This window comes from Streptomyces sp. NBC_00377, from assembly GCF_036075115.1.
In the GTDB taxonomy this organism is placed as follows: domain Bacteria; phylum Actinomycetota; class Actinomycetes; order Streptomycetales; family Streptomycetaceae; genus Streptomyces.
The window spans coordinates 7733317-7747823 of sequence record NZ_CP107958.1; the positions used below are offsets into that span (position 1 = coordinate 7733317).

Genomic DNA, 14507 nt, shown 5'->3' on the forward strand with positions numbered 1-14507 from the left:
TATGGTGAGTCCAGATTTCCTACTCACCGGTAATCTTCCTGCCCGTGCTCGTCATGGAGGCCCCGCAGATGCGTGACGCAGTCATCGTCGAAGCCGTACGCACCCCGATCGGCAAGGGCAAGCCGAACGGCTCCCTCGCCCACGTCCACCCCGTCGAACTCCTCGCCCACACCCTGCGCAGCCTCGTCGAGCGCTCCGGCGTCGATCCCGCACTGATCGACGACGTCATCGGCGGCACCGTCGACCAGGTCGGCGAACAGGCCATGAACACCACCCGCTACGCGCTGCTCTCGGCGGGCTTCCCGGAAACGGTCCCCGCGACCACCGTCGACCGGCAGTGCGGCTCCTCCCAGCAGGCCGTGCACTTCGCGGCCCAGGGCGTCATCTCCGGCGCCTACGACCTCGTCGTCGCCTGCGGTGTCGAGTCGATGAGCCGCGTCCCGATGTGGTCCAACGTGCCGGCGGGCAAGGACCCCTTCGGCCCCGGCGTCGCCGAGCGCTACCCGGAGGGACTCGTCCCGCAGGGCATCAGCTCCGAGCTCATCGCCGCCAAGTGGTCGATCACGCGGGAGCAGATGGACGCCTTCGCGGTCTCCTCGCACCACAAAGCCGCCGCGGCCTGGGAACAGGGCCTCTTCGACGCCGAGGTCGCGCCCCTGGACGGCGTCTCGCGCGACGAGTGCGTACGGCCCGGCAGCACCCCCGGGATCCTCGCCGGTCTCAAGCCCGCGTACTACGACCCGGCCTTCGCCGAGCGCTTCCCGCAGATCGAGTGGAACGTCACCGCGGGCAACGCTAGCCCGGTCAACGACGGCGCCTCGGCCGTGCTGATCACCTCCACCGAGACCGCCGCCCGCCTCGGTCTGCGCCCGCTCGCCCGGCTGCACAGTTTCGCCGTCACCGGCTCTGATCCGCTGCTGATGCTGACCGGCGTGATCCCGGCGACCGAGAAGGTGCTGCACCGGGCGGGGCTGCGGCTCGACGACATCGACCTCTTCGAGGTCAACGAGGCATTCTCCAGCGTCGTCCTGGCCTGGCGGCAGGAGACCGGGGCCGACCTCGCCAAGGTCAACGTGCACGGCGGCGCGATCGCGCTGGGCCACCCGCTCGGCGCCAGCGGCACCCGGCTCACCACCACCCTCGTCCACGCCATGCGGGAGCGCGGCGCCCGCTACGCCCTCCAGACGATGTGCGAGGCGGGAGGGCTCGCGAACGCGATGGTCCTGGAGTCCGTGTAGCGGCCCGGGCGTCAGGCGGCGGAGCCAGGGGCCGGCCGGCTACGGCCGGCGCAGATGGTGGCGCTTGCGCCAGGCCACCACCGCGCCGAGCAGGGCCGGCAAGGCGATGCAGGCCATGGCGATCAGGAAGGCCGGCGAGGTGGGCGAGGAGGCGCGGGCCCCGGCGACGACGTACGCGGCGGTGTTCGGGATCGAACCCAGCGCCGTCGCCACCAGGAAGGACAGCCAGCCCATGCGGGAGACGGCGGCGCAGTAGTTCGCGGCCCAGAACGGCACCCCCGGGAACAGACGGGCCGCCAGCATCGAGCGCATGCCGTGGCGGCTCAGCTGCCCGTCCGCCGCCTTGAGCAGCCGGCCGCGCAGCAGTGGTCGCAGCGCCTCCTGCCCGAGGAGCCGGCCGAGCCCGAAGCTGATACCGGCTCCCAGCACCGTGCCCGCCAGCGCCGCGGCGATGCCCCACTGCGAGCCGAACAGCGCGCCCGCGGCCAGGTTCAGCAGCGGTCGCGGAACGAACGCCACGGTGCACAGGCCGTAGGCCAACGCGAAGACCGCGGCCGCCGAGGCGCCGCCCAACTGGGGTGGCCAGCCGTCCGCGAGGAGTTTCTGCGGCTCGAAGAGCAGCACGCTCGACGCGGCCGCCGCGAGCAGCGTGACCAGCAGCGCGAACCGCGACCAGGGCGAGAGGAGCACTCTCGTGCAGCGCGCGGCGAAGCCGCCGGGCGCGACGGCCGCCGAAGCGACGGACGCGGTGACGGGCACGGTGCGGGGCACGGGAGCGAGCGCGGGGACGACGAGCTCCGTGGCGGTGGCCCGGGGAGGGGCCGTGGCGGTGCCCCCAGAGCGGGTGGTGGCATCGAGCATCCAGCGACACTAACCGACGCACGTGTGTGATCGCCGTATGGTTCGTCTCATGACGGTCACAGGTGCGGACACGATCGGCGTGCCGGACAGCGTTCTCGCCGACCTTGTGCTGGAGCGGCTGACGACCGTCTACGGCGCCGCGGCCGACCCGGGCCGGGCGGCGGCCATGCGCGCGTACATGAAGGACGTCGCCCCGTTCCTGGGCCTGCCCACCCCCGCCCGGCGGGCCCTGTCGCGCACCGTCCTGGCGGGAACGGCCCGTCCGGACGAGGGCGACTGCACGGCGGTCGCGCTGCGCTGCTGGGCGCTGCCGCAGCGGGAGTACCACTACTTCGCCGTCGACTATCTGCGCCGGTACGCGCCCCGCCTCTCGTCCTCGTTCCTGCCCGTCGCACGCCGGCTGGTGACCACGGTCTCGTGGTGGGACACGGTCGACCTGCTCGCCGCACACGTGGTCGGCGCGCTCGTCGAGGCCGACCCCCGGCTCCGCGCGGACATGGACGCCTGGATCGTCGACGAAAACCTGTGGGTCGCCCGCACCGCGCTGCTCCACCAACTCCGTTACAAGGAACACACCGACACCGACCGGCTGTTCGCCTACTGCCTGCGCCGGTCGGGCCACCCCGACTTCTTCGTCCGCAAGGCCATCGGCTGGTCCCTGCGCGAGTACGCCAAGACCGACCCGGCGGCCGTCAGCGCCTTCGTCGCCCGCGAGCGGGGACGCTTCGCGCCGCTGACGGTGCGTGAGGCGCTGAGGAACATCGGGGACACGGCGACGCCGCCCGGCGGGTCATGAGGGACGCAGGCGGGGCGCCTCGTCGTCCGGGGTGTGCGGGCTCGCGAAGTGGAAGGGCACCGACAGCCCTGCGGCCAGGGCCCTGCCCACCTGGTCGGCGACGGCGGCGCAGGGATGGCTCAGGGAGGGATCCGTGCCCGCGAGGAGCCGCTGTGCCGCGCGCCGGTAGACGGTGGCGAGGACCTGCTCGCCGTCGGGGTCGGCGGTGACGGCGTACAGGGTCACGAACCAGTCGTGGACCGTGTCCCCGTCCCAGACGGCCTCGACCGCCACGACCCGGCCCGGCGCCCCCGCCGCACGGGCGGTGAGCGAATCCAGGTCCAACGGGTCGTCGGGAGTCCGGGCGATGCGGTCACCGTGGTGGGAATAGCGTTCGTGGACCACGACCTGAGCCTCGTGAAGGTCGAGACCGTGGGCCCGTCCCGCCTCCCAGGCGACGCGGACCGCCCGGAACCAGGCGTCCTGGAGGACGAACCCGTCCACCTGCTCACGGACGCCCTCCGGCAGCAGCCGCCACCACCGCTCCCACGACTCACCCTCGTCGATGTCGGTCATCAGGACCGCACCCCTCTCCATCCCGCGAAAACCATTCGACACCGAACGAACCGTCGGCGATGATCGACTCCATGTTCCGGTACGCCTTCCTCCTCGCAGCATCCGCCGTCGCGGATACGCCGAAGGCTGCCGTCCCGCTCCTCGTGGCCGCTGTCGACGGCGCCCGAAGCTGACCCTCTCCGGAACGTCCGGCGGACCCCGCAGGGGGAGGGTCGGCCAGGTTACCGGGGTCCCCGCTTCCCACGGACACGCTTCGAGGTAGAGCCATGCCCAAGACCGCTTACGTACGGACCAAACCACACCTGAACATCGGCACCATGGGGCACGTCGACCATGGCAAGACCACCCTGACCGCCGCCATCACCAAGGTCCTCGCCGACCGCGGCAACGGCACGTTCGTGCCGTTCGACCGCATCGACCGCGCCCCGGAGGAGGCCGCGCGCGGCATCACCATCAACATCGCGCACGTCGAGTACGAGACCGACACCCGGCACTACGCGCACGTCGACATGCCGGGCCACGCCGACTACATCAAGAACATGGTCACCGGCGCCGCACAGCTCGACGGGGCGATCCTCGTCGTCTCCGCGCTCGACGGGATCATGCCGCAGACCGCCGAACACGTGCTGCTCGCCCGGCAGGTGGGCGTCGACCACATCGTGGTCGCGCTCAACAAGGCCGACGCCGTCGAGGACGGCGAGGACACCGAGCTCATCGACCTCGTCGAACTGGAGGTCCGCGACCTGCTCACCGAGCACGGCTACGGCGGCGACTCCGCGCCCGTCGTCAGGGTGTCGGGGCTGCGGGCCCTGGCCGGCGACCCGCGCTGGACGGCGTCCGTCGACGCCCTGCTCGACGCGGTCGACACCTATGTGCCCATGCCCGAGCGGTATCTGGACGCGCCGTTCCTGCTGCCCGTGGAGAACGTGCTCACCATCACCGGCCGCGGGACGGTCGTGACCGGCGCCGTGGAACGGGGGACGCTCCGCCTCGGGGACCGGGTCCAGGTGCTCGGTGCCGAAGCCGACGCCGACACGGTGGTGACCGGCATCGAGACCTTCGGCAAGCCGATGGGGGAGGCGCAGGCCGGGGACAACGTGGCACTGCTGCTGCGCGGGGTGCCCCGGGACGCCGTCCGGCGCGGACACGTGGTGGTGGCGCCGGGGAGCGTGCTGCCCAGCCGGCGGTTCACGGCGCAGGTGTACGTCCTGTCCGGGCGCGAGGGCGGCCGGACGACACCCGTCTCGACCGGGTACCGGCCGCAGTTCTACATCCGCACGGCGGACGTCGTCGGCAACGTGGACCTGGGGCAGATCCCGGTCGCGTGGCCCGGTGACACGGTCGGCATGACCGTCGAACTCGGTCGCGGGGTACCGCTGGAGCCGGGTCTCGGTTTCGCCATCCGCGAGGGCGGCCGCACCGTCGGAGCGGGAACCGTGACAGCCGTCCTGTGAGACCGGCCGGGGCGCGTGGGGACCACCCGCGCGCCCCGGAGACGGCGAACCGACTTCGCGGCCCGTCCGCCCGCCGGTTCCTGGCCCCGCGGTGGCGCACAGGCGGGGGCGTCTGGGTCTCACTCGCCCATGGTCGGGAGCGGCGAACCGGCCACGGCTTGCCCGCCCGCCGGTCCCTGGCCCCGCGGCGCCGCACCGGCGGGGGCGTCTGGGTACCACCCGCGCTGCTCGGGAGCGGCGAACCGGCCGCGGTCGGTCGCCCGCCGGTCCCCGGCGGTGCGGTGGGGTGGCGGTCTGCGGCGTGCCGCACCCGCCGGCCGTCGACCGTCGGCAGACCGCCCACATCCCGGTGCTCGGGGACGTGGTGCGTCGGCGGTTGCGCGGGTCGTCGGCGCTGCGGTGCCGACGGCTGCCGCCCGGGGGCCCACGAGCTCTTCGCAGGCATGGGCCGCAGGCACAATGGGACGGTGAACGACGAGCCCGTACCCGTCTCCCGCGCCGTCGACCACGGCACCGCCAAGCTGATGCCCGACGTCGACCGGGAGCGCGCCTGGCTGCTCACCGTCGACGGCGCGCCGCAGTCGTACGTCGACCTGGACGAGCCGACGCATCTGGAGTTCGAGTACGCGCGGCGCCTCGGACATGTCCTGGACACCGCCGCCGAGACTGGGCGCCCCCTGGAGGTCGTGCATCTCGGCGGCGGTGCGCTCACCCTGCCGCGGTACCTGGCCGCGACCCGGCCGGGTTCCCGGCAGGACGTCGTCGAGTTCGACCGCGGTCTGCTGGAGATGATCGTCGAGCACCTGCCGGTCCCTCCCGGAACCGGCATCGCGCTGCACGCCGCCGACGCGCGGGCCTGGCTGGAAGCGGCGCCGGACGGCTCGGCCGACGCGCTGGTCGCCGACGTCTTCGGCGGCTCGCGTGTCCCCGCCCATCTGACGTCCCTCGCCTGCACCCGGGAAGCAGCACGGGTCCTGCGCGGCGACGGCGTCTATCTGGCGAACCTCGCCGACGCGGCGCCCTTCGGCTTCCTGCGGTCCCAACTCGCGAACCTCGCCGCGGTTTTCGGGGAACTCGCCCTCATCGCCGAGCCGGCCGTGCTGCGCGGACGACGGTTCGGCAACGCGGTGCTCGTCGCCGCGCACCACCCGCTCGACGTGGCCGGCCTCGCCCGCCGCACCGCCTCCGACGCGTTCCCGGCCCGGGTCGAGCACGGCCCCGGGCTGCGCCGCTTCATCGGCGACGCACGCCCGGTGCGGGACGAGGACGCCGTACCGTCACCGCAGCCGCCCGAGGGCGCGTTCGGCATCGGCTGAGCGATGCGCCGAGCCCGGAGTCCCGTCCGCCCCTAGTTCTGTGTCGGTGTCCCGTGCAGCCGTACGGTGCTGAGGATCTGCATGATCGTGGCCTTGGGGAGTTCGTCCTTCACGCCCTTGGCCCCGTACAGGTTCCACGACACGTAGTCCCCGTTGGAGTTCTTGAAACCGAACGTGATCGCCTTGCCGTCGCTGTCGCACTTGCCCTTCTGGGGCGTGTTCGCCGACTGCGCCCAGGCGTAACTGCCCTTGACGCCCGAGGCGGTGGTGAAGGCGGTCGCCTTCTTGTCGAAGGTCAGGCTCTTCTTGTCCGGCTCGGTGTAGCCGCCGAAGACCCACCAGGCGGGCGTGTTGACAGCGATCTCGTCGGTGCTCTTGGCGCCTTCGGCGCCCTTGCTCCCGACCACGGCCAGGGCGGTGTCCTCGGTCTTGCCGTCCTTGTCGGAGTCCGTGGAGCACCACTTCGACTTGAGCTCGGCCGTACCCCCCTGAAGGATCCGGTCGTAGCCGTCGGACTTCGTCTTGTCCTCCCACTCGAACCCCTGGCTGAGGCTCGGCGACTGCACCTCCCAGTCCGCCGGCACGTCGAAGGCGATGCCCCACTTGGGGTTCACCACGACCTTCCAGCCGGCGACGGTCGGCTTCTCGGTCTCGTTGCTGCGCGGGTTGTCGTCCGTGCCGGCCGACGAAGACGCGGAAGCCGAGGCGGAGCCTGACGAGGAGACCGTGGGGCTCGCGCTGCCCTTGCTCACGTCTGCCGGGTCGTCGTCGCCGCCCAGCACCAGGAACCCGGTGACACCGGCGGCCACGACGACGGCGGAGGCCGCGATGACCGCGACCAGCTTCGTCCGGTTGCCACCGCCCGTGCCGCCCCCGCCGGGCGGAGGTGTGGGCGCGCCCGCGGGTGACGGGGCGCCCCACTGCGGCTGCTGCACATAGGGGTTGGGCTGGGGGCCGGGCTGCTGCTGATATCCGGGTTGCTGGTACGGATTCGGCTGCTGGTATCCCGGCTGCTGGTACGGATTGTTCTGCGCCTGCGGGTTCTGCTCTCCCCCGGGCGGCTGCTGTCCTGGCCACATGGCCAGAAACACTAGTGCCGCCCGGGACACGATGCGGTCACCGCCCCTTGTCAGGGACGTACCGAATCGGGATTTCCGCCGGCCGGGACGGGCTGACGGTGTCCGTGATCCGACGTATGCGCCGGATTGCGGTGACCGGTCCCTCGTCGCCCAAAGCGTGGGTCGCACACGTTCCGGGTCGTCCTCGCGGCCGGTGTGCGGGGCTGGTCACACCGGTCTGGCCAGTCGAAGCTACTCACAGGTAACATCGATTTCATGAGCGCAGACCAGATGTCCATCGGCGAGATGCTCGCCGCCACGGTGCCCATGGCCCGGACCCTGCACCTCGAGTTCCTCGAGGCCGGTCCGGAGAAGGCCGTGGTCGCCCTGCCCGACCAGGGCGAGTTCCACAACCACGTGGGCGGGCCGCACGCCGGGGCGATGTTCACGCTCGGGGAGTCCGCCAGCGGCGCGATCGTCCTCGCCGCGTTCGGCGACCAGCTCGGCCGCGCCGTGCCGCTGGCCGTCGGCGCCGAGATCACCTACCGGAAGCTGGCCATGGGCGCCGTCACGGCTACCGCCACCCTCGGCCGCCCGGCCGCCGAGGTCGTCGCGCAACTCGACGCGGGGGAGCGGCCGGAGTTCCCCGTGACGATCGAGATCCGGCGCGCCGACGGGGCCGTGACGGGTGAGATGACGGTGATCTGGACCCTGCGCCCCAACGGCTGAGCGGCCGCCGTACGAAGGCGCGCCCCGCGATCACACCCGTCGCCGCCCCTGCCGGTCCGTCAGGCGCCACCGCCGGTCCGGTGATGCCGACGCGGTGCCGCGCGTGCGGCATGGACGGCGCGACAGCGCGCCGGCGTGCCGTGGACTCCTTGGCCGCGACGGGCGTCGGCGGAGGCAGGGAACAGTCCGCACACCCGGCGCCGGGCGGGTGCCGTCGGGCGCCCGTCAGGCCGCCAGCCGATCGCCGGCCGCTTCGCCGGCCGCGTTGCCGTCCGTGGCTCCGTCCGTGTCCTTCTCCGGGTCCTCCTTTGCCCCGCCGGTTTCCAGGTCCGCCACGAACTCCTTGAGCCAGGCGACGAACTCCGGTCCCAGGTCGCGCCGGTCGCAGGCCAGACGGACGACCGTGCGCAGGTAGTCCGCCTTGTCGCCCGTGTCGTAGCGACGACCGGAGAAGACCACGCCGTGCACCGTGCCGGCCGCCGCAAGCTCCTGGAGGGCGTCGGTGAGCTGGATCTCGCCGCCGCGCCCGGGCCCGGTGCGCTCCAGGACGCCGAAGACGGCCGGGTCGAGGACGTACCGCCCGATGACCGCGTACCGGCTCGGGGCGTCCTCGGGGGCGGGCTTCTCCACCAGGCCGGTGACACGCACCACCCCGTCCTCGCCGGACGGCTCCACGGCCGCGCAGCCGTAGAGGTGGACCTGCTCGGGCGGGACCTCCATGAGGGCCACCACACTGCCGGCGTACCGCTCGCGGATCTCGAGCATCCTGCTGAGGAGCGTCTCCCGGGGGTCGATGAGGTCGTCGCCGAGCAGCACCGCGAACGGCTGGTCGCCGACGTGGTTGCGGGCGCACAGCACCGCGTGACCGAGGCCCAGCGGGTCGCCCTGGCGGATGTGGTGGATGTCGGCGAGCCGGGCGGGGTCGCGCACGGCGTCCAGCCGCACGGTGTCGCCCTTGGCGGCGAGCGCCTGCTCGAGCTCGAAGGCGTGGTCGAAGTGGTCCTCGATGGCCCGTTTGCGGCGGCCCGTGACCATCAGGACGTCGTCGAGACCGGCGGCGGCCGCCTCTTCGACGACGTACTGGATGGCCGGCTTGTCGACCACCGGCAGCATCTCCTTCGGCGTCGCCTTGGTGGCCGGCAGGAATCGGGTGCCGAGGCCGGCGGCCGGGACGACCGCCTTGCGGACACGGGGTGCGGAGTGGGGGGCGCTCATGCGGATCAGGGTGACCCGCCGGGATGGGAGTACCCCGGGAGTGACCTCTGAGATTCCTGTGGACCGTCCGGGCGCCGGCACCGGCACCGGCAACGGCGGCGTCGCCCGTCCTCGAAGTCGCAGATTCCTGTGTCATCCGGCTTTGCGTGTACACGAGTTGAGTCCGGAGGCCGGGCGGCTTTCGAATGCGGGTGCGGATACCGCCGGTAACTTATCTGAAATTCCCGCACTTTGAACTTGGGTCACTCGAACTGCTTGTTTCATGTGAGACCTGTGTGCGAAGGTGAGCCTCCCCTTACGGATGGACCGGATCAGGCCAACGTGCCTGGTCAGGCCAAAGGTACGCACCAATCCGGCACCGCTTTCCGACACCGTGCTTTTCCGTGCCGTTCGTTGGCTTGGAAGGAAATGGTTCCGTGCAATCCCCCAACCCCCCACGCCCGCCCCACCCGCCCCGCCCCGGCTGGACCCCCGGCGATTCCGATCCCCAACTCGCCGCCCGGCTGGCCGACCGGCCCGCCCACGGAGACGCACGGGCCGGCGCGGTCGCCCTGCTCTTCGCCCGCCACTGGCGCGCGGCCCACGCCTACGCCACCGTCTGCCTCGCAGGCACCGAGGACACGGCCCGACTCGTGGCCGCCGCCGCGTTCCACGAGGTGCTCGGCAAGCTCACGGACGGACGTACCGGCGGCGCCCTGCGTCCCCAACTCCTCGTAGCCGTACGGGAGACGGTCCGGGAATGGGCCGGCGCCGACGGAGTGGCCGACGTTCTGCCGGAGCTCCGCAAAACCGTCGGAGGCCGCGGACTGCGCGCCGCGCGGCCGGTGACCGCGGAAAGGCGGCAACTCGCCGAGCGGTCTTTCCAGTCGCTTCCGGCCGCCTCCCAATGCCTCTTGTGGCACACCGAGGTGGAGGCGGAACCCATAACCGTACCGGCCGGTCTGTCCGGTGTGGACGTCATCAGTGCGACGGCAGCACTGGAACAGGCGCGGCAACAATTCCGGGCGGGCTGTGTCCGTGCCCACCGCGAACTCGCGCCCACGAGCGAATGCCGCTTCTACAACCGTCTCCTCGACATTCCCCTGCGCCGCGGCGGAACCCTGCTCCCCGATGTGCGGCAGCATCTCGCGCACTGCCGCTTCTGCCGGCACGCCGCCGAACAGCTCAGCCATTTCGACGACGGACTGGACGTGCTGCTCGCCGAGACCGTGCTCGGCTGGGGAGCCCGCCGCTACCTCGACTCGCGCCCCGGGCGCAGGGCCGCGGCCGACGCGCCGGCCCGGCCCGCCGCGGAACGCCCGCCCGTCGCGAACGGCCGGCACCGCACCACCTCCGCGGGACTGCTGGACCTGCCGGGCCGACGGCACAAAGCCGTGCTGGTGGGCGTGGGCCTGGCCTCCCTCGCCCTGGTCGCGACCGTGTTCGCGGCCAGGAGCTGGTCCGACGGCAACGGTGTCCCCGCTCCCGGGGCCACCTGGGGCGCGCCCGTCGGCGGGGCCGGCACCTCGGCCACCGGCGCACGGGGCCCGGCCGGCGGCCCCGGCCACCCCTCGCCCTCCGGATCGCCGTCGGCCGCCTCCGCGTCCCGGTCCGCCGAGGTCGCGCACGGCACGCTGCGCAGCCCGGACACGGACCTCTGCCTCGAACCCGCCGGTGGCCGAGCCCGGGCCGGTGCGGCGATGGTGCTCGCGGGGTGCTCGCAGGCCGCGGCCCAGCAGTGGTCGTACGAGGAGGACGGGCTGCTGCGCAGCGCGGCCGACCCGACGCTCTGCCTGGCGGCCGACCCGGGGCGACGGACGACCGCACTGGTCAACTGCCTGGTGCACGCGGGCGAGACGTTCTTCGACCTGACGGTCCGTGGCGAGCTCCTGCTGCGCCGGGACGACACTCTGGTCGTCGCTCCCGCAGCCGGTGAGCGCGGCGCGCCCGCGGTCGTCGCCGAGCGGGACGGTTCCGGCGGTCAGCGGTGGGTGTTCGACACCGCCGGCGGAGCGCCCGGGGCGCCTGGTCCGGAGCTGCGGAATCCGGCGGCTCCGGCCGCTCCCGGCACACCCGGCGCCCCCGGCGTCCCGGCGCCGCGCGGCGACCGGCGCCTCGTCCCCGACGCCGATCCGGCGCCTGCCGGAACCGCTCCGGCCGTACCGGAGTCCGGGACGAGGGTGGCGCAGGTGCAGTGCTGCGACCGGCCCGCCGACCCGGCCGGGCCGACGTTCCCGGCCACGCTCCTCGATGCCCTCCCGGCGGCGCCCGCCCAGGTGTCCGACGCGCTGGGGAACGTCGTCACGGACGTGACGAAGCCCCTCGGCGGCTGAGCCGCACAGCCGACGGATCGGGGAGCCGACGAAGCCGGGAGCCGGGAGCCGGGAGCCGGGGGAGGAGCGCACGGGAAGAGGAACGTGCCAGGAGCCGACGCAGGGGCCGCACGAGGGGAGCGGCCCCTGCGTCCTCGTCGTGCGGACGGCCACCCGGGTCACGACGTGCAGAGGTCCCTCAGCTCCGAGGCCGCCCTGTCGATCCCGGCGGAGTCGGGCCGCCCGCCGGCGAGGACGTCCCGGTTGTAGTCCTCCACGTCCTGCCGCAGGTCGTCGACCGCACGGTCGACCTTGCCGGCGTCGGCGTCGCTCTCGGCCGCCCAGTCGTGGATCCGGTCCAGGTTCCTCTGGATGGCGTCGACGGAGTCCCCGGTCCTCGACGGGTCCCCGACGGCGTCCGCGCCGGCCCTGTTGATCGCCGTGATGCTGTCCGTGAGGTCGTCGGCGTTCGCGACGCAGTCGACGGAGTCGTCGAACTCGCAGCCGGTGAGGAGGCCGGCGGTCAGCGCGAAGACTGCCGCTGCGGTGGCGACGGCGGCGGCACGGCGTCCGCGTCGGTGGGGCACGGCCATGGGAGGTCCCTTCGGAAACGGTGGGGCACGGCGGGTTCGTCCTCCACCACGATCACGTCGCGGGGCCGCCGTCACGAGGGACCGGGCCCCCGGATCCGTGGTGTAGCCGGCTACACCACGCAACCGGGCGGGGCCGGGCGACCCGGTAGGCTTCCCGGGTAGGCGAGGGGGCCGCCACCCGGCGGAGGCCGCCTTCGGCGGCGGCCGGCGGTGCGAGGCCGGCCCAGGGACGTCAAACGGGAGGAACCCGCGGTGCACGTGCAGGAATGGCTCGACACGGTGCCCGCGGCCGCCGTCTACGCGGTGGTCGGCCTGGTCATCGGACTCGAGAGCCTCGGCATCCCGCTGCCGGGCGAGATCGTCCTGGTCTCGGCCGCGTTGCTGTCCTCACAGCACGGCGGGATCAACCCCGTGGTCCTCGGCGCGTGCGCCACCGCGGGCGCCGTCGTCGGCGACTCCATCGGCTACGCCATCGGCCGCAAGGGCGGACGCCCGCTGCTCGCCTGGCTCGGCGCGAAGTTCCCCAGGCACTTCAGTGAAGGGCACATCGCCACCGCCGAGCGGTCCTTCGAGAAGTGGGGCATGTGGGCCGTGTTCTTCGGCCGCTTCGTCGCCCTGCTGCGGATCTTCGCCGGCCCGCTCGCGGGCGTGCTGCACATGCCGTACTGGAAGTTCCTGACCGCCAACGTCCTCGGCGGCATCGCGTGGGCGGGCGGCACGACGGCCGTCATCTACTACGTGGGCGTCGTCGCGGAGTCCTGGCTGAAGAAGTTCTCCTACCTGGGCCTCGTGGTGGCGGTGCTGATCGGCCTGACGTCGATGCTGATCATCAAGCGCAAGGCGAAGAAGATGCAGAGCACTCCGCGAGAGACCGAACCGGAGCCGGTGCCCGCCGCCGACTAGCCGCAGGGCACGACCGAGAGGTGGCCCGTCCCGCCCGCGCGGCGGAGCACCGTGTCACACCCCCGCGGCCGAGGGCGCCGCGCCTACTCGTGGATCTCCGAGTGGGCCTTCGCCAGGTCCGCGTACAGCGTGCCGTTCAGGGTCACGCCCTGCCGCTCCTCCTCGCTCAACTCCCGCCTCACCTTGGCGGGCACCCCCGCCACCAGCGACCCCGGCGGGACCTCCATCCCCTGGGGCACGAGCGCCTGCGCGGCGACCAGCGAACCCGCCCCGATCACCGCCCCGTTGAGGACCGTCGCCCCCATCCCGATGAGGCAGTCGTCGCCGACCGTCGCCCCGTGCACCACGGCGTTGTGGCCGACGGACACCCGCTCCCCGATCGTCACGGGAAAGCCGGGGTCGGCGTGCAGCGTCACGTTGTCCTGGATGTTGGCGTCCGCCCGGACGGTGATCCGCTCCACATCGCCCCGGACGACGGCCCCGTACCAGAGGCTCGCGCCCGCCTCCAGCGTCACGTCCCCGATCACCGAGGCGGTCGGCGCCACGAACGCCCCCGCGTCGACCTTCGGTTCCCTGCCGCCGATGCCCACGATCAGCGCCCTGTGCGTCATCACCGTCTCCTCGTGTCGGTCGTATGCCCGCACCGTACGCCACGGGTGGGGCGAAGATCACAGGGCCGCGGGCCCATGGCCGCACCGCGCGCTGAGTACGGTGAGCGGGTGCCGAAGCCCTGGAACACGTTCTCATCATGGCGGCGCCGACAGGTGCAGCGCGCCGTCCACGCGGGCTGGGCCTGGGTCCAGCGCACGGGCTCCGTCACCGCCGAGCATCCCGGACGCTTCCGCTTCGGTTCGATGGGCCGGGGCACCCGGCTGGCCTTCCCGCTCGGCACGGTCTTCGGGGAGCCCTGGATCCACCTCGGCGCCCACTGCATCGTCGGCGAGCAGGTCACCCTGACCGCCGGCCTGATGCCCGACCTGGACCTCGGACCCGACCCGATCCTGCGCCTCGGCGACGGCGTGGTGCTCGGCCGGGGCAGCCATGTCATCGCCGACACGACGGTCACCATCGGCAGCGACTGCTACTTCGGTCCGTACGTGTACGTCACGTCCACGAACCACTCCTACGACGATCCGCACGAGCCCATCGGCAAGCAGTGGCCCCGCATGGAGCCCGTCGAGATCGGCCCGGGGTGCTGGATCGGCACGGGCGCCGTGATCCTGCCGGGCGCGCGGATCGGACGCAACGTCGTCGTCGCGGCCGGGGCGGTGGTGCGCGGCACGGTCCCGGACCACGCCGTCGTCGCGGGGGCGCCCGCCAAGGTCGTACGGCGCTGGACGCCCGCCGAGGGCTGGCAGCCGCCGCTGCGCACCCCGGCGCCGGTGCCGATCCCGGACGGGGTCACCTCGGACCAGCTGGTCGCACTGTCGGGACTGGACGAGGAGACGGCGGCCGCGCTGGCCCGGCTGGAGCCGTAGCGTCGCTCGGGCGGATCACG

Annotated in this window: 14 protein-coding genes; 8 read left to right on the top strand and 6 right to left on the bottom strand. The window is 73.0% G+C overall.

The annotated features are described in order from the left end of the window. Positions 1–68 precede the first annotated feature (68 nt). The gene (locus tag OHS71_RS34415; RefSeq protein ID WP_328483212.1) at positions 69–1238 is read left to right on the top strand and encodes a thiolase family protein; all 1170 of its coding nucleotides are present in this window, start codon (positions 69–71) and stop codon (positions 1236–1238) included. A 39-nt stretch (positions 1239–1277) separates the two neighbouring features. Here OHS71_RS34415 and OHS71_RS34420 read toward each other — a convergent pair whose 3' ends face one another. Then, a complete protein-coding gene (locus OHS71_RS34420) occupies positions 1278–2099 on the bottom strand; it encodes a TVP38/TMEM64 family protein (protein ID WP_328483213.1) in 822 nt (273 codons plus the stop codon). A gap of 49 nt (positions 2100–2148) precedes the next feature. On the opposite strand from OHS71_RS34420, the gene OHS71_RS34425 reads away from it, so the two are divergent. After that, the gene (locus OHS71_RS34425) at positions 2149–2895 is read left to right on the top strand and encodes a DNA alkylation repair protein (protein WP_328483214.1); all 747 of its coding nucleotides are present in this window, start codon (positions 2149–2151) and stop codon (positions 2893–2895) included. On the opposite strand, the gene OHS71_RS34430 is transcribed toward OHS71_RS34425, so the two are convergent. Continuing rightward, the gene (locus OHS71_RS34430) at positions 2890–3450 is read right to left on the bottom strand and encodes a hypothetical protein (RefSeq protein WP_328483215.1); all 561 of its coding nucleotides are present in this window, start codon (positions 3448–3450) and stop codon (positions 2890–2892) included. The two genes, OHS71_RS34425 and OHS71_RS34430, sit on opposite strands and share 6 nt — an antisense overlap. A 266-nt stretch (positions 3451–3716) precedes the next feature. On the opposite strand from OHS71_RS34430, the gene tuf reads away from it, so the two are divergent. Then, complete coding sequence (gene tuf / locus OHS71_RS34435; protein WP_328483216.1) at positions 3717–4904, top strand: elongation factor Tu; 1188 nt, start codon at positions 3717–3719, stop codon at positions 4902–4904. Positions 4905–5347: 443 nt separating this feature from the next. Beyond that, positions 5348–6220 (top strand): spermidine synthase, encoded by an 873-nt coding sequence (locus OHS71_RS34440; protein ID WP_328483217.1) that lies wholly within the window; start codon positions 5348–5350, stop codon positions 6218–6220. A 32-nt stretch (positions 6221–6252) separates the two neighbouring features. Here the strand turns inward: OHS71_RS34440 and OHS71_RS34445 are convergent, their stop codons facing one another. Beyond that, a complete protein-coding gene (locus OHS71_RS34445; protein ID WP_328483218.1) occupies positions 6253–7299 on the bottom strand; it encodes a hypothetical protein in 1047 nt (348 codons plus the stop codon). A gap of 270 nt (positions 7300–7569) precedes the next feature. Between OHS71_RS34445 and OHS71_RS34450 the strand changes: the two genes are divergently transcribed. Then, positions 7570–8007, top strand: a complete 438-nt coding sequence (locus tag OHS71_RS34450; protein ID WP_328484740.1) for a DUF4442 domain-containing protein — start codon at positions 7570–7572, stop codon at positions 8005–8007. Positions 8008–8232: 225 nt separating this feature from the next. Here the strand turns inward: OHS71_RS34450 and galU are convergent, their stop codons facing one another. After that, a complete protein-coding gene (galU, locus tag OHS71_RS34455) occupies positions 8233–9222 on the bottom strand; it encodes a UTP--glucose-1-phosphate uridylyltransferase GalU (protein ID WP_328483219.1) in 990 nt (329 codons plus the stop codon). A 416-nt stretch (positions 9223–9638) separates the two neighbouring features. On the opposite strand from galU, the gene OHS71_RS34460 reads away from it, so the two are divergent. Next, positions 9639–11534: an RICIN domain-containing protein gene (locus OHS71_RS34460; RefSeq protein ID WP_328483220.1), complete on the top strand. Its 1896-nt coding sequence runs from the start codon at positions 9639–9641 to the stop codon at positions 11532–11534. 158 nt (positions 11535–11692) lie between these two features. On the opposite strand, the gene OHS71_RS34465 is transcribed toward OHS71_RS34460, so the two are convergent. After that, positions 11693–12106 (bottom strand): hypothetical protein, encoded by a 414-nt coding sequence (locus OHS71_RS34465; RefSeq protein WP_328483221.1) that lies wholly within the window; start codon positions 12104–12106, stop codon positions 11693–11695. A gap of 252 nt (positions 12107–12358) precedes the next feature. On the opposite strand from OHS71_RS34465, the gene OHS71_RS34470 reads away from it, so the two are divergent. Further along, positions 12359–13009: a DedA family protein gene (locus OHS71_RS34470; RefSeq protein WP_328483222.1), complete on the top strand. Its 651-nt coding sequence runs from the start codon at positions 12359–12361 to the stop codon at positions 13007–13009. 83 nt (positions 13010–13092) lie between these two features. On the opposite strand, the gene OHS71_RS34475 is transcribed toward OHS71_RS34470, so the two are convergent. Then, positions 13093–13620, bottom strand: coding sequence for a gamma carbonic anhydrase family protein (locus tag OHS71_RS34475; protein ID WP_328483223.1), 528 nt, complete (start codon positions 13618–13620; stop codon positions 13093–13095). A gap of 75 nt (positions 13621–13695) precedes the next feature. On the opposite strand from OHS71_RS34475, the gene OHS71_RS34480 reads away from it, so the two are divergent. Continuing rightward, positions 13696–14487 carry an acyltransferase gene (locus OHS71_RS34480; RefSeq protein WP_328483224.1) on the top strand — a complete coding sequence of 264 codons (792 nt, stop codon included), beginning with the start codon at positions 13696–13698 and terminating at the stop codon, positions 14485–14487. Positions 14488–14507: the final 20 nt, after the last annotated feature.

Bases quoted from the DNA above. Each gene is read 5' to 3' on its own strand.
- OHS71_RS34440 (WP_328483217.1), top strand. From the start codon at position 5,348: ATGGGCCGCAGGCACAATGGGACGGTGAACGACGAGCCCGTACCCGTC.
- OHS71_RS34475 (WP_328483223.1), bottom strand. From the start codon at position 13,620: ATGACGCACAGGGCGCTGATCGTGGGCATCGGCGGCAGGGAACCGAAG.
- tuf (WP_328483216.1), top strand. From the start codon at position 3,717: ATGCCCAAGACCGCTTACGTACGGACCAAACCACACCTGAACATCGGC.
- OHS71_RS34465 (WP_328483221.1), bottom strand. From the start codon at position 12,106: ATGGCCGTGCCCCACCGACGCGGACGCCGTGCCGCCGCCGTCGCCACC.
- OHS71_RS34425 (WP_328483214.1), top strand. From the start codon at position 2,149: ATGACGGTCACAGGTGCGGACACGATCGGCGTGCCGGACAGCGTTCTC.
- OHS71_RS34445 (WP_328483218.1), bottom strand. From the start codon at position 7,299: ATGTGGCCAGGACAGCAGCCGCCCGGGGGAGAGCAGAACCCGCAGGCG.
- OHS71_RS34420 (WP_328483213.1), bottom strand. From the start codon at position 2,099: ATGCTCGATGCCACCACCCGCTCTGGGGGCACCGCCACGGCCCCTCCC.
- galU (WP_328483219.1), bottom strand. From the start codon at position 9,222: ATGAGCGCCCCCCACTCCGCACCCCGTGTCCGCAAGGCGGTCGTCCCG.
- OHS71_RS34415 (WP_328483212.1), top strand. From the start codon at position 69: ATGCGTGACGCAGTCATCGTCGAAGCCGTACGCACCCCGATCGGCAAG.
- OHS71_RS34450 (WP_328484740.1), top strand. From the start codon at position 7,570: ATGTCCATCGGCGAGATGCTCGCCGCCACGGTGCCCATGGCCCGGACC.
- OHS71_RS34430 (WP_328483215.1), bottom strand. From the start codon at position 3,450: ATGACCGACATCGACGAGGGTGAGTCGTGGGAGCGGTGGTGGCGGCTG.
- OHS71_RS34480 (WP_328483224.1), top strand. From the start codon at position 13,696: ATGGCCGCACCGCGCGCTGAGTACGGTGAGCGGGTGCCGAAGCCCTGG.